The following is a 13,436-nucleotide window of genomic DNA, read 5'->3' as shown; positions in this document are numbered from 1 at the left end:
CGATTAGGAGACTATGCATGTCTGGCCATTCACTTCGAAATTCCCCAAGCCGTCTCAAGCTGGGTATGTTCGCCTTCAATTGTTCGGGAGGAACGAACCCGAGCACGCTCGATCGCGATTATCATGTGAGCTGGGGCCAGACCTCCTCGATCGCTAAGCTCGCTGAAGAGATCGGCATGGAGTTCGTCGTGCCCATTTCGAAATGGCGCGGCATGGGCGGCGAGACGGATTTCTGGGGAACCTCTTACGAGACTTTGACCTGGGCTGCCGGCATCGCAGCGCAGACCAAGAGCATAACGGTGACGTCGACAGTGCACGTTCCGATCGTGCATCCGACTTTCGCCGCCAAGGCGGTGGCGACGCTCGATCATATCTCTGGCGGCCGTGCCGCGCTAAATGTAGTGATGGGCTGGTATCCGCCCGAACTCAACCAGTTCGGCCTTGGCTTTGTTTCGCATGAGGATCGCTACGGCTATGGCCATGAATGGCTCGATCTGCTGGAAAGAATCTGGACTGAAACTGAGCCGTTTGATCACGAAAGCAAACATTTTAAGGCTCAGGGTGTGCTATCAAAGCCGAAGCCGATCGAAAAACCTCTGTTGATCAATGCGGGCTCTTCCGATGCCGGACTTGATTTTTCCGCGAAATATTGCGACTTCAATTTTGCGACGGCCCACACCGTCGACAAAACGCGCGATTATGTGAAAAAGGCGAAGGGAATGGCCCGCGAGCGCTATGGACGCGAAATGGGTGTGGTCAACATGGTGCAGGTATCCTGCGCGCCCACCGAGAAAGAAGCGAAGGACCGGCAGCAGAAGATTCTGGAAGCGGCCGACCGGAAGGGCGTCGAAACGATGCTGACCATGATGGGGCAGAATACCCAATCCTATGATGACATCATGCTGGAGCATCGCGAGCTGATGGTGAACAGCACGGGCGGCATCGCCATCGTCGGCACGCCGGAGCAGGTCGTCGAGCAGATGGGAGAGCTTGCGGAGGCCGGCACGGAAGGTCTCGCGATAGGCATGTTCGATTATCAGAGCGAGTTGAAGTTCTTCGGGGACGAGGTGATGCCCCTGCTTCGCAAGGCCGGGTTGCATGCCTGACGTGAAGGTAAACGAGCCCCGCCTGTTGCTTGAAGGCAAGGTCGCCCTGATTACCGGCGCCGGCGGAGGCATCGGCAGCACGACGGCTCGGATCTTCGCGCGCGAGGGCGCTCGGCTCATCCTCAGCGATGTCGACAGGGATCTTGGCGAGGCCATTCGCAAGGAGATCGTTGATGCAGGAGGAGAAGCGTCGTTCTTCGCCGCCAATGTCGCGAAGGCCGAGGAGTGCGAGGCGATGGTCGCGCATGCGGAAGAGAGCTTCGGCAGGCTTGACATCGCCTTCAACAATGCGGGTCATATCGGCGTTTACCAGCCCTTCAAGGACTACCCGCTTAGCGAATATGAGCGCATTATTGACGTGAATATCCGGGGAACTTGGAACTGCCTTCGCGCTGAAATTCCGCTCCTGCTGAAGAACCGGGGTGGCGCTATCGTGAATATGTCCTCGACGGCCGGCATCGTCGGCTCCGCCGGAGCGGCGCCTTATGTCATGGCAAAGCACGCGATCACCGGACTGACCAAAGCCGTCGCACTTGACTATGTTAAGGACAACATCCGCGTAAACGCGGTCCTTCCCGGCGCGGTCGACACGGCAATGCCGCGCAGGCTGGTCGGCGGGGACGAAGCGATTCTCGCCCATGCGGCGAGCATGATCCCGCAAGGCAGGTTCGCGACAGCGGAGGAGGTCGGCGAGATGGTTGCGTTCCTTTGTTCGGATCGATCCGGCCACACGACGGGCGGTTTGTTCCTCGTGGACGGTGGCCTGACGGCTGCCTGACACTCCGTCACCAGCCGCGCGGATCGACGCGGTCGATCCACAGTATATGTCAAGAAAAGCAGGTTCGGATCACTCGGGTGTCAGTTTGGCCTTCAGACCCGCGGTTGAGTGAATAATCAGTCGTCCGCCGGTCGTGCCCAACAAGCCTTCCCGATGGAATTGCTGCAATATCTTGTTTACGGACTGCCGTGAGCCACCGACCATCCTGGCTAACTCGGACTGCGACAGGGTGATCGTCAAGCTGATGCCGTCACCGGTAGATTCGCCAAATCCTTGCGCGGCCGCGAGGATTCGGCCCGCGATACGCGCGGAAAGATCTTCGAGATGCGCATTTGCGAAGAATGCACTAAGTGCGCGCATATGCGCCGTAGTCAGACGCAGAAGAGCGTCTTCGAACGCGCGATCCTGCGCGCGCAACGTCATGAAGGCGGTTTTGCTCAGGACTTCCATTTCGATGTCTTCCGCAGCTTCCGCTGTTTGCGGAAGCGGGCCGCCATCGACCAGCGAACTCACACCGAAACAGTCGCCGGGCTGAAACAAAAGATATAGCAGTTCGCGACCGTCCGCGCGCGCCACCGACAGCCGCACGGCGCCGCTCAGAAGACGATACATGGCGTTTCCGATATCACCCTGGCTGTAGATGAGTTCTCCTTGCGCATACCGGATGCGTCGCGTCGCGGCGTGGAATGCTCGGCATGCGCCTTCCGGCAACCACTGGGTCATATCGAACGGGGAGGGGGCAGCGGTCATCTTTATGTCTCTATCCGTTCCCGCAAGAAAATGAATGTCGATGTCGGCTAGCCGACAGCGCCGGGAAAATAGCCGAGCTAGTCCTCCCATAAATCGAGAGGATAGTAGCGATGGGATCGAACGCGAGCATGCAATTATTTCGTGAGGTAACGCTCGACGACAAATGGGAGTGCAATGAGGGGCGCATCGTCATCAACGGTTCGCAGGCCATTGTCCGCGTGCTGCTTGCTCAGGCCGCGTTGGATCGGGCGGCGGGTCTGCGAACAGCCGGCTACGTCACGGGTTATCGTGGCTCGCCGCTGGGCGGAGTCGACAATGCTCTCTGGTCGGTTGGGAAAAGGCTGAAGGCAGCGGACATCGTCTTCCAGCCCGGCGTGAACGAGGACATCGCCGCGACAGCGGTGCGCGGCACGCAGCAGTTCGACCAGATCGCCGGCCCCAAATATGACGGCGTGTTCGCTGCCTGGTATGGCAAGGGGCCCGGCGTGGACCGGTCCGGCGACGCATTGAAGCATGGCAATTATACCGGCGCACATCCAAAGGGCGGTGTCGTGCTGTTCTACGGCGATGACCATCCAGGCAAATCCTCTTCCGTGGCGCATCAGAGTGAGCAGGCGCTCGCCGCGCATCTCATCCCCTCGCTCTACCCCTCGGACGTTTCCGAACTGATCTCCTACGGGTTGATGAGCTTTGCCCTTTCCCGATTCTCGGGGAGCTGGGTCGGAGTGAAATGCGTCAACGAGACTGCGGAACAGACGGCGACGATCGATGTCGCGTTCGAGAAGTTCACTGCCGTCATCCCCGCCGACATCCGTGCGGATGTCGGCGCGGTTCATATCAAGCGAGGGCCTTATAACCCCCTTGGTGAAGAGCAGGTTGCGCACCGCCGGCTTCCCCTGATCAGGGCATTCGTGCGCGCGAACCGTCTGGATCGCTGCGTGATCGATGCGAGCCATCGCCAACTCGGGATTGTCACCGCCGGGAAAGCCTATGGCGACGTCATGGCGGCGCTGACATTGCTCGGCCTGGATGGTGCGGGTGCCTGCGAGGCTGGCATTTCTGTCTATAAGGTGGGCTGTATCTGGCCGCTGGAGCCCGAGGGTGTGAAGGCCTTTGCCCAAGGGCAATCGACGCTCTTCGTGGTGGAGGAAAAGCGAGCCTTCCTCGAAGAACAAATAGCCTCGGTCCTCATTAACGAGGCCATCCGGCCACGTCTGATCGGGAAATATGACGAAAGCCGGGCCCCCCTTCTGTCGCAGACTGACCCGCTGGACGTGGTGACGGTCGCCGCAGCGATAGCGGGACGAATGGAGGCGCTCGGTTTGCTCACGGATGCCGCTCGCGACGCAATCGGCGGCTTTTCAATCGCCAGCGCGGCCAACAGCGTCCTTCCCTTGAAGCGCGCGCCCTACTTCTGTTCGGGATGCCCGCATAACCGGTCCACCCGCACGCCCGAAGGCAGTCTCAGCATGACCGGCATCGGCTGTCATGCCATGGTCGGTTTCGCGCGCCCGGACGTCACGCTGTTGCCGACGCAGATGGGCGGCGAAGGAGGCAATTGGCTCGGTCTTGCGCCATTTACCGAGACGAAGCATATTTTTCAGAATCTGGGCGACGGGACCTATTATCATTCGGGTCTGCTCGCGATCCGCGCTGCCGTCGCGAGCAAGGTGAACATTACCTACAAGATCCTATACAACGATGCGGTCGCCATGACCGGCGGCCAGCCGGTGGACGGGCCGATCTCGGTCGCCCAAATCGTTCGGCAGGTCGATGCGGAAGGCGTGGCGCGCATCGTGATCGTCAGCGACAATCCGGACGCTCACAAGCGCAATGCCGACATTCCTTCAACCGTCACGATCGTTCACCGCGACAGTCTGGACGACATCCAGAGGGAATTGCGGGACACGGCCGGCTGTTCGATCCTCATATACGAACAGACCTGTGCGGCGGAAAAGCGGCGGCGGCGCAAGCGCGGCACCTTTCCCGACCCGAGCAGGCGGCTGTTTATATCGAAGGCCGTGTGCGAAGGATGTGGCGACTGTTCCGTGCAGTCGACCTGCGTTAGCCTGGTGCCCGTCGATACGGCATTCGGCCGCAAGCGTGCCATCGATCAATCCAGTTGCAACAAGGATTTCAGCTGTCTCAATGGCTTCTGCCCGTCCTTCGTGACCGTTCGCGGCGCGGAACCTCGCAAGCCCGATAGTCTGCCGATCGATGAAGCGGTCTTCTCCACTCTTCCGGCGCCGGCACTCGCCCCGCTCGATCGCACCTTCAACCTCATGGTCGCCGGGATCGGCGGGACGGGCGTCATCACCGTCGGCGCCATTTTGGGAATGGCGGCCCATCTAGAAGGCAAGTCCATGTCGCTGTTCGACATGACCGGCTTATCTCAGAAGAACGGCGCGGTGTTCAGCCATGTGCGGATCGGCAGCGGCGATGCCGCTATCGCCGGGCAACGGGTGGGACGCGGCGAGGCCGATATGATTCTGGCTTTCGATATGGTCGCCGCGCTCGCGCCGGACTCGGCTGAGACGATCCGAGCGGGACGCACCCATGTTGTGGTGAACGCGGACGTGGCGCCGACCGTCGCCTTCCAGTTCGACCGGGATCTTTCGATCAATCCAGCACTGATGCTCGGCCGGCTGCGGCGCGCTGCAGGCGAGAGTGCGCTCACGACGGTGGATGCCTCAGGGCTTGCGCTGGCCTTCCTGGGAGACAGTATCGGGACGAATATGTTCTTGGTCGGCGTCGCCGCACAACAGGGCCTTCTGCCCGTCAGCACGGCCGCGATCGAAGAGGCCATCGCAATGAACGGCGTGGCAGTGGCCTTCAATATCAAAGCGTTTCGGCTGGGCCGCCTATATGCAGCAGAGCCGCGGCGGCTGACCGACATGCTGGAGGGCTTGTCGGTCAGTCAGGAGGAACTGCCGGCAACGCTGGACGATCAAGTGGAGCATCATTCGGCTCATCTCGTGGCTTATCAGGATCAGGCACTTGCCGATCGCTTTCGGACGTTCGTGAGCCGCGTCCGCGAAACAGAAAGGCTGGTGTCTCCGGGAGACGATCGCCTGGCGCGCGCATTCGCGGTCAATTACGCGAAGCTGCTCGCCTACAAAGACGAATATGAAGTGGCACGCCTGCTCAGCAGTCCTGAACTTCGCGCCGAAATCGACCGGACGTTCCAGAAAGGTGGGCGGATCAGCTTCAACATGGCGCCGCCCTTCCTGTCGGGAAGAAAGCAAAATGGAAGGCCGGCGAAGCGTGAATTTGGCCGGTGGATGCTTCCGCTTCTGCGTCTTCTCGCTCGGTTCCGGGGAGTCAGGGGAACGATGTTCGATCCGTTCGGCTTTACAGCTGAAAGACGGATGGAACGCGCGCTCATCACGGAATATGAACAGCTGGTTGAGCGAGTTCTGTCTACCTTGTCTCGAGAAAACTATGGAAAGGCAGTGGAACTGCTGACCCTGGCGGGTCAAATCCGCGGATATGGGCCGGTAAAGGAGGAAGCCGTCCTCCGTTATCGCCAGGAACTCGCAGTAGCGGAATCGCAGGCCGGCAATCAGAACCCGGTTGCGCAGGCCGCCTAGAAACAGATCGCAACGAGAGGTTGCCGGGCGTTGGAATTCGGACGTCGGCAGCAAACGGCAACCTTCTCGGTGTGAAAGCGGGAAACTACCGTCCTGAATGGCGGCGATCTGGGCAACCCTTTAGGGTTAGACACTGGTCTAATACTGCTCTGGTGGAGCGAGCAGCCCTCAGAGCGGTTTGGACGCTGCGCGGACTTGGCCACCAACGGCGCTGAGCCGCGTCCGGGCGCAGCATCTCGCTGGTATGCCCGCTCGCGCACAAGTGCGGTGTACCAGCGCGTGACTCTGCCACTACCGCGCTTCTACGCCCTAAACTGGATCAGTCGGGCACTGTTGAGGCTTCGTCGGCCGACTATGCCCTGATTCCCAAGCCTTTAATCTTGAACAGCCCAAGCGATGCTGGTGCCATCGCTCCGAATACCAACGCGCTGGCGAGCGAAGATCATCGCGACGGCCCTGCGATAGTTGCTTGGATGAACGCCGTCCTGAGAGTCTAGGGCATTCAGCCCTAGGGCCCCGTCACCCTTAGTTTGGGCGATACGACAGACCGCCCACGCCGCGCGGACAGCCCTCGGATAAATCCACATCACGTGCTTCGACCGAATAGCAGCGCGAAGTTGCTGCAGCTGGTTATCGATGAGAGAGTTCATCGCATCGTTCGAGCCGGCGGAGACCAGCACCCACTTATACGCCTCACGTGGCACCATGGCGGCAATGGCTCCTGCCGATGCGCCGGTCCTCGCCCGAACGTCGCAGCCGGGCGGATGCAGCGCGCTCAATGCCGCGGCAATCCCAAGAGCAATGCTGTCCCCGAGGATCAGGCAGCTGGGCATCAACTAATTTCGCTTAGGGGAAGGAGGATAGAGGAGGGCAGAGCGGAGCCGGCTTTCGTCTGCGGCGACCAGGTGAACACCTCCATAGTGGGGGCGCATGAAATTCACATTTTAGCGGCGTCATGATATGGATCGACCATGAAAGGAGATGGCGATGAACACGGAAGCCGAGGAAATGGCTCTTCCTCGTGACGACGTCAACATCACCGGCAAGACGGAACGTCCGCGCGCTTCCCAGTGGCTCTGGCGCCCTTGGTATGCGAAGCTTTGGTGGGCGGGAGCAGCCCTCTATTGGACCGGCAAAATCGGCTCTTATTGGAGCCCGATCGTCGATAATTTCTATACGACGGCGCTCGCGGGTTACCTCAATGTCCTTTTCTATCCGCTGACTGCCTTGATGGTCTTGGGCGTCGGCTTCATCCACGCATGGATGGATTATAGGGGTTTGGAGTGGGAACCGCCTGCCGACGAACAACAGTTTTCGAAGCGATCCGTCGGAGGTTTTCGCGATCCCATTGCCGACCCTCTTGATCCACGGTCGCCTTCGCACTGGCGCTACTTGGACGACATCAAATAGTCTCATTTGTCACGGCGCTCATTGAACGTTGGGTCGCCATCGGAAGGACTACCGCGGACATCAGTCGTAAACGAGCCACTGCTCAGGATCGACGATTGCTCAAGTGAAGTCAGCGGGCCCGTTACATCCGCTGTGCCTCTGCCCGCGTCCGCGTCCTCCAAATAGCGGTTTCTCAAGCCGTCCCGTCCAAGTATTTGCTCTGAAAGGCTCTTACTAAACGCTTGCTCGGGATTGCGTGACCCCGCTGCGGCACGCTCGGCATTTGAGATTGCCGTCCGAACCTCGTAGTTTACAATGTCTAAGGTAGCGCCGGCATTTTCAGAGGTCGTGCCCCTATCCGTGCTTGTGAATCCTAAAGAGCCACCGGCTCCGCCGCTTACTGATCTCCCTTCGCCCTTGCCGCCAGCATTGCCCGAAGCTTGTTGCGCGTTCGCGGACACGGACGCACTTACGTCGGTGCCCATGGACGTCGAGTCCTCAGCGCGACGGGCTATGCTTCGTGACCAACCCGTCTGCACCATGACGGCCTGAACGTCCCGCTGAAGTGTATCGGCCACTTGGGGCTTCAGCCGCCAATTGCCGCTCCGGTCCATCTCGAAGCCGCCCTTGAGCCAGTTCGCCATTGCAGCCAGACCCTCGCCACCGCCGCCGAGGAAGTGCTCGATGGTATCAGGCCCGGCCTGCTTGCCAGCCTCGAACCGCGTGCTGGTGTCGCTTCGGGCCGATTGCTGGAACGCCGTGCTGCTCGAGACGAGGAGGTCATTATGCGCGAAGCTGAACCGCGCCGTGCCACCGTTCGCGACCGCGCCCAGTTGGCTCTGGTTGATCAGGCCAGCCCGCCACATCTGCGCCGCTGTCTCCGGCGTGAGATTGAGGCTGAAATCGCCATTCTGGTCCATGGCGATCTGGCGCTTGGTCATCTCGACGCCGGCGTCTTTCAATAGGCGTTGCGCGCGTGTGAGCCGCTCATTTTCCACGATCCGCGTCAGCCGCTCATTGCGCGCCCGATCCGCGATGCCACCGTCGCCGCCCTCTGCCATGTCCACCTGATTTCCGGCCGTCCGCGACAGGGCTTGGATGAAACTGTCGAGCCGAGCGGCTTCGCGCGTGGAAACACCGGCTGCGGCCGCACCTACGGCGAACCCGAAATTTTCCGATTGCCGCCGCTGCTCGCCGATCCGCGCCGCGCTTCTAGTGGCTTCATGGCCAATCTCGCGCTGCGCATCGAGCTTGCCTGAGCGTTCCGCGAAGTCGTAACCTGCGGCCTCGCGTGTGCGGCCGTAGACGCTCGTGCCCTCGCGGGCAGCCTCAGCCACGGAGCCATCGGCGGTGCCAACCTGCACTGCGGCATTATAGCTCTCGAGTGCATGCATGACCTGAGCCTCGTTGCGGCCAGTTGCGCGGGAGAGTTGGGAGATGGCGGAGGCACGCGCTTCGCCTGAAAGCGCGTTGATGAAGGAGATGCGACGGTTGGTCTCGTCGACCGGAAGCCCGAGCATCTCAGCCGCATTGCGCTGACCCTCATTACCACCGGTCCGACGCGCCTGCTCGGTCGCGACATTGCCGCGCTCTGTCTCGGCCACGCGATCGCCGGCATAGTCGCGACGACCTTCCATCGCACCGACCTGGACCTGCGCTGCGGTCAGGTCGTTCCTGAGCATCGCTTCCTGATCGAAGGCATTTGCCGTGAGCTTGGCGAAGGTGGGATCCGCCGAGGCTTCTCCGATCACGCTCGCGGCCTTGAGCTGCGCATCGTCGTCGCCATAGCCGTTGCGCTGGAAATGCCGGATAGCGCCCTGCAGCATCATGTCATAGGCGCGCTGGTCACCGAAGGCGCGCCACTGCACCATGTTTTGCGCGAAGATGGCAAAGGCGCGCTCTCCCACCTGGCCATCACCGAAGTAACGGTTCCCCAGCGATCGCAGCGCGTCCTTCTCAGCGAATTGGTGGATAGCCGCGGTCGTGGCATTGGCGCGCACAGCTTGTTGAACTGAGGGGTTCGATAGATCACCCTTAACGAGAGCCGGGGCCAAGCTCCCCAATTCCCGCTCAGCATCGATGCCGCCCATGCCGAACGCCGGCACGCCTGGCACGCCGCTGCCGCGTTGGCTCATCAATGTACCGGCTGCGCCAAAGCTTCTGTTCGCGCCGAAGGTCGACCGCTCGCCAAAATCGCCAAAGTTGGACGAGGCTGCGCGGCGCGCCATGGTGCCGCGCGCCGAGGCCTGCGCTTCGAGCGCGGACGCAAAGCCTTCGCCAGTGGCAAGGGGTGCCGCCGCGGCGCTCGCCTGGCCTTGGGCACCAAGGGCGCCGCTCGTGAAGGAAGTGAAGACGTTGCCCGAGAAGCGAAAGACCGTGAAGACGAAGGCACCGGCGAGACCTGCCGCCGCCGTTCGGAAACTGCCGAAGACGGCTAGCGCCTTCTGGGCGGACGACGGTGCAAGAAGCCAAGCGTTGGTTGCCACCGCATTTGAGCGCATTTCGGCCAGAGCGTCCATCGCCCGGCCGAGGGTCAACTGGTATATGCCCGCATCGATCACGCCCCATAGCGCCACGAACACGAACAGCCCGAGCGCGAAGCTGGCGACCCGCAAGTTGATCGGAGTCAGGATGAACAGCAGCGCGACGGGGATCATGAACAACATGATCCCGAACACAACGGCACGGATCGTCGGCATCCACTCATTGGCGACCGACATGGTGGCAAGACCATTGGAAATCGCGGCTCGGTTCGCCATCACACGCGCGGCCGAGGCGGGGCTGTCCTCGAAGAGCACGTCGCCGACGCTGTTTCCCAGCAGCACGTTCGTGAAGAAGGCCTGCAGGGAAAGCGGCGTCCCCATCATCATGTCGCCCATGTCGCCTAGCTGGCTTCTGCAGCGGCTGAGCTGGTCTGGCTTGCCAACGTCAAAGCCGGAGCGCTCACATACCTGACGGCTATAGTCATCGAACAGATTGGGATCGGACAATCGGGTCGAGATGTGGTCCCAAGCCTCGTCGCAGCTTACCGTCGTGCCACCCTTGTCGGCGGCGGCGTAGACGGTAGAGAAAGTCGCCGGCCCCGCCATGGCGGCAAAGGCGGCGGGTAGATCGGTGGCGGTCCGGAACAGCCGGTCATCGTCTACACCATAAGCCGCGGACACCCGAGCCACGGGATAGCATTGCCGCACATAATCCTTGATCGTGGCGTCGAGAAAGCTGTCGGTCATGGGGCCGCGGGGGGAGACGGCGTTGAAGAAAAGGTCGAAGCTGTGGCCACCGGCTCCAAACTCGATCTTGGCCGTCGGATCGAGCGTGTTGTCGTCGATCGTCTCGACGAGCGCGCGCTCGACAAGATTGGTCGTACCCGCGACCAGGACGAGCAGGTTAGGCACGTCGCCCACCGGCTGATACGCGTTGCGCACCTTGTCATAGACGTGAACGGTCCCGGTCGTCGCGATCATGCCGACTAAAAGGCCGAGCCCGACGAGCATCTGGAAGCCGAAGGCGACGAGACCCATGCCCTGGCCGCGCACGCTCGCGAGCAACGCGCCGAGGGCAATGCCGGCGGTCGCGATCACCACGACCAGTGTCTCGTAGCGCGGATTGGCAAAGATCATCGCGACCAGGCGAAACGCATCGACCGTCTCGGCGAAGCCGTCATAGGTGTAGAAGCTGCTGTCGATCGCATAAGCGGGCGAGGCGGCGCCAAGCACAGCCGCGAGGGGCGCCAAGCGCGCTAAACGGCGAAGCAGCATCTCACTGCCCCCGTGCGGCAGCCGCGCCCTGCGCATCGCGCGCGTCGCGATCGCGCTGGCGCATGAGGCCGGCATAGTTGGCCGAAAGATTGGCGGAGCCGAGCGCTGCAAGATATGACTGCCGCATCTGCGCGCGTTGGCGCAGCACCTCTTCGCGCAGATCGCGCAGCTGCTCGATTCCCTTGGTCAGGATCCGCGTCTGGCAGATGTTGGTGTTCGCGGCGTCGGCGGCGCCCGCCGCGGTTGCCCCCCGTTCCGCATTGCCGATGGCGAAGTCGATCGAGCGCGTCAGATCGTTGAGCATCTGGTAGGCAAGCGTCAGCGCTACCAGCTCGTCGGTATCGCTGATGACCGATCCGGAAACGCCCTGACGCACGCCCCATTCGAGCATCCGATAGACCGGCAGGGTGCGGACATTGGCGACGAATTGCCGCTCCTCAGCGCTCAGCGCCGCGCGCGTGCGGATCTTGGTTGCAATCGATTCCATCCGCGTCCGCGCCAGCTCAAGCGCACCCTTGCCCCCATCGTTCGAACAATCGTCAGCGGTCGCGGGGATGTTGAGAGCGCGGCGCTGGACGCGGCCGCTCAGGAAATCATCGGGCGACTCCGTGTCCTGGCGGGGGCAGGCCGGGATCGCCGAGAAGAGCGGCACCTTGTCGTTCGGGTCCCAGCGCATGTAGACATCGCCAACACGAGCCCGCATCACCTCGGCCCAATCGCCTGCGCCGACGCGCGAGGCGGCATGGGCAAGCAACGACCCTGTCCGGAAGATATCGGTTACCTCGGCCGGGCAGTTCTCCAGTGCGTCCTTCAGATCCTCGGTCGGATTGTTGTTGTTCGCCTGGATCTTTTCTCGGCTCTGCTGATAGCTCTTGGCAAAGCCCTGTTTGACCGAGCGGTACCCCGTCATTTCCTCGATGATCCCCGACATATTGTCGTCGCCCTTGGCGATCTGGACCATCCTGTTTGCCAAGCGGCAGTCATTGACCTGTATCGAGTTCAGAAAGTTGGTCGCTGCCTCCATCTTGCTGATTATGTTGCCCATTTTTTCATCGAGGGTTTCGAGAAGATATTGGAAGGCGACTGCAGGCGCCGCCTGCAGGATGCTTTCGAGCTTCTGCACGAGATAGTCGGGATCAAGGAACGACATGCCCCCTAAGAACATGTCGATCCCGCCACAGCCGGCCTTCACCTTGGGCAGGCTCAGCGACATGAGATAATCATTGTGCACGTCGATGCGGCCCGACATGCCGCCGGCGGTCAGATAGCCGCGCGTCTGATCCTCGAAGCTCCCGGGGCTCGTGTAGGTGACATTGTCGAACCAGCTCTCCGCCCAGCTCTGGGCATGCGCGGGTGCGGTCGTCCCGCAAGCGGTCACTATGGCGACCAACGAAACACTCAGGCGCGACAAGAAACGAGACATGGCGGATGTCCTCGGGTTGGAGCGTGGGACGAGAGGAATGAGCCCGCCATGCTCAATTCCTTCTCGGATCGGTCGAGGCCGATGCGGCGATGCCGACAATGCCGGTGAACTTGGCCATGGCGCGCACGCCCACATCTGGTCGCACGCCCGTCATCATCTTGAATGCGAGATAGATATTGCGCGCGAGGTTGACGCTATGGTCGGTTCCGATCGCAACCGGGATAACGCGATCGGGATCGTTCGTGGCGCGGACCCAGGCGACGGGATGACCAACCCATGGCAACCCCAATCGTCCGGATCGAACCAGGGCCTCGTCGCGCGACAGGATCTTCACGTCGATGCCATATTGCGGGCGCATCGTCTGCAGCTTGGTCCAGAGGTCCGCGCACGGCGCACAGCCCGTGGACGTCGTCATCTCGACGACGAAGGCGGGCGCATTGCCCTTGAGCGTTGCACCGAAGTCAGGCGGAAAGTCGCGGGTCAGCGGGACGCGCGCGAGCCAGGCCCGCATCGCCGCAGGATCGGCCACGGCATGGATCGCAGCCCGGCGCGCCGCGTCCCGCGACACCGGCTGAGCGTGCGCCGTGTCCGCCGTCATGCCGCCAACAACGATTCCCGGCATCCCGAGGAGGAATATGCGCT

The 13,436-nt window shown here is 61.7% G+C and carries 9 protein-coding genes; 4 read left to right on the top strand and 5 right to left on the bottom strand.

Annotation, left to right across the window (positions count from 1 at the left end):
- Positions 1-17 precede the first annotated feature (17 nt).
- Both GQY20_RS30435 and GQY20_RS30430 read left to right on the top strand, forming a co-directional pair.
- Entirely contained in the window at positions 18-1,106 is a 1,089-nt protein-coding gene (locus GQY20_RS30435) for an LLM class flavin-dependent oxidoreductase (protein ID WP_157220941.1), read from the top strand.
- The gene (locus GQY20_RS30430; protein ID WP_157220940.1) at positions 1,099-1,884 is read left to right on the top strand and encodes an SDR family NAD(P)-dependent oxidoreductase; all 786 of its coding nucleotides are present in this window, start codon (positions 1,099-1,101) and stop codon (positions 1,882-1,884) included. The genes GQY20_RS30435 and GQY20_RS30430 overlap by 8 nt, the downstream gene beginning before the upstream one ends.
- A gap of 69 nt (positions 1,885-1,953) precedes the next feature.
- Here the strand turns inward: GQY20_RS30430 and GQY20_RS30425 are convergent, their stop codons facing one another.
- Positions 1,954-2,634: a Crp/Fnr family transcriptional regulator gene (locus GQY20_RS30425; protein WP_157220939.1), complete on the bottom strand. Its 681-nt coding sequence runs from the start codon at positions 2,632-2,634 to the stop codon at positions 1,954-1,956.
- 110 nt (positions 2,635-2,744) lie between these two features.
- Between GQY20_RS30425 and GQY20_RS30420 the strand changes: the two genes are divergently transcribed.
- Positions 2,745-6,224 (top strand): indolepyruvate ferredoxin oxidoreductase family protein, encoded by a 3,480-nt coding sequence (locus GQY20_RS30420; RefSeq protein WP_232476337.1) that lies wholly within the window; start codon positions 2,745-2,747, stop codon positions 6,222-6,224.
- A gap of 374 nt (positions 6,225-6,598) precedes the next feature.
- On the opposite strand, the gene GQY20_RS30415 is transcribed toward GQY20_RS30420, so the two are convergent.
- Complete coding sequence (locus tag GQY20_RS30415) at positions 6,599-7,057, bottom strand: SGNH/GDSL hydrolase family protein (RefSeq protein WP_157220938.1); 459 nt, start codon at positions 7,055-7,057, stop codon at positions 6,599-6,601.
- Positions 7,058-7,211: 154 nt separating this feature from the next.
- Here GQY20_RS30415 and GQY20_RS30410 point away from each other — a divergent pair, with 154 nt between their 5' ends.
- On the top strand, positions 7,212-7,634 hold the full coding sequence (locus tag GQY20_RS30410; protein WP_157220937.1) for a hypothetical protein: 423 nt from the start codon (positions 7,212-7,214) through the stop codon (positions 7,632-7,634).
- 2 nt (positions 7,635-7,636) lie between these two features.
- Here GQY20_RS30410 and GQY20_RS30405 read toward each other — a convergent pair whose 3' ends face one another.
- The 3 genes from GQY20_RS30405 to GQY20_RS30395 are packed head-to-tail and all read right to left on the bottom strand — an operon-like array spanning position 7,637 to position 13,392.
- A complete protein-coding gene (locus GQY20_RS30405; RefSeq protein ID WP_157220936.1) occupies positions 7,637-11,371 on the bottom strand; it encodes a conjugal transfer protein TraG N-terminal domain-containing protein in 3,735 nt (1,244 codons plus the stop codon).
- Between the two features lies 1 nt (position 11,372).
- Positions 11,373-12,794, bottom strand: a complete 1,422-nt coding sequence (locus tag GQY20_RS30400) for a conjugal transfer protein TraH (RefSeq protein WP_157220935.1) — start codon at positions 12,792-12,794, stop codon at positions 11,373-11,375.
- A 52-nt stretch (positions 12,795-12,846) separates the two neighbouring features.
- Positions 12,847-13,392: a hypothetical protein gene (locus tag GQY20_RS30395; protein WP_198351309.1), complete on the bottom strand. Its 546-nt coding sequence runs from the start codon at positions 13,390-13,392 to the stop codon at positions 12,847-12,849.
- Positions 13,393-13,436: the final 44 nt, after the last annotated feature.

Origin of the sequence: Flavisphingomonas formosensis (assembly GCF_009755815.1) — a bacterium.
GTDB lineage: Bacteria > Pseudomonadota > Alphaproteobacteria > Sphingomonadales > Sphingomonadaceae > Flavisphingomonas > Flavisphingomonas formosensis.
This window is presented reverse-complemented; position numbering and strand designations above follow the sequence as displayed.

Excerpts from the sequence above, each read along its gene's own strand:
- GQY20_RS30395 (WP_198351309.1), bottom strand. The coding sequence starts at position 13,392 with ATGACGGCGGACACGGCGCACGCTCAGCCGGTGTCGCGGGACGCGGCG.
- GQY20_RS30410 (WP_157220937.1), top strand. The coding sequence starts at position 7,212 with ATGAACACGGAAGCCGAGGAAATGGCTCTTCCTCGTGACGACGTCAAC.
- GQY20_RS30400 (WP_157220935.1), bottom strand. The coding sequence starts at position 12,794 with ATGTCTCGTTTCTTGTCGCGCCTGAGTGTTTCGTTGGTCGCCATAGTG.
- GQY20_RS30415 (WP_157220938.1), bottom strand. The coding sequence starts at position 7,057 with ATGCCCAGCTGCCTGATCCTCGGGGACAGCATTGCTCTTGGGATTGCC.
- GQY20_RS30420 (WP_232476337.1), top strand. The coding sequence starts at position 2,745 with ATGGGATCGAACGCGAGCATGCAATTATTTCGTGAGGTAACGCTCGAC.
- GQY20_RS30430 (WP_157220940.1), top strand. The coding sequence starts at position 1,099 with ATGCCTGACGTGAAGGTAAACGAGCCCCGCCTGTTGCTTGAAGGCAAG.
- GQY20_RS30435 (WP_157220941.1), top strand. The coding sequence starts at position 18 with ATGTCTGGCCATTCACTTCGAAATTCCCCAAGCCGTCTCAAGCTGGGT.
- GQY20_RS30425 (WP_157220939.1), bottom strand. The coding sequence starts at position 2,634 with ATGACCGCTGCCCCCTCCCCGTTCGATATGACCCAGTGGTTGCCGGAA.
- GQY20_RS30405 (WP_157220936.1), bottom strand. The coding sequence starts at position 11,371 with ATGCTGCTTCGCCGTTTAGCGCGCTTGGCGCCCCTCGCGGCTGTGCTT.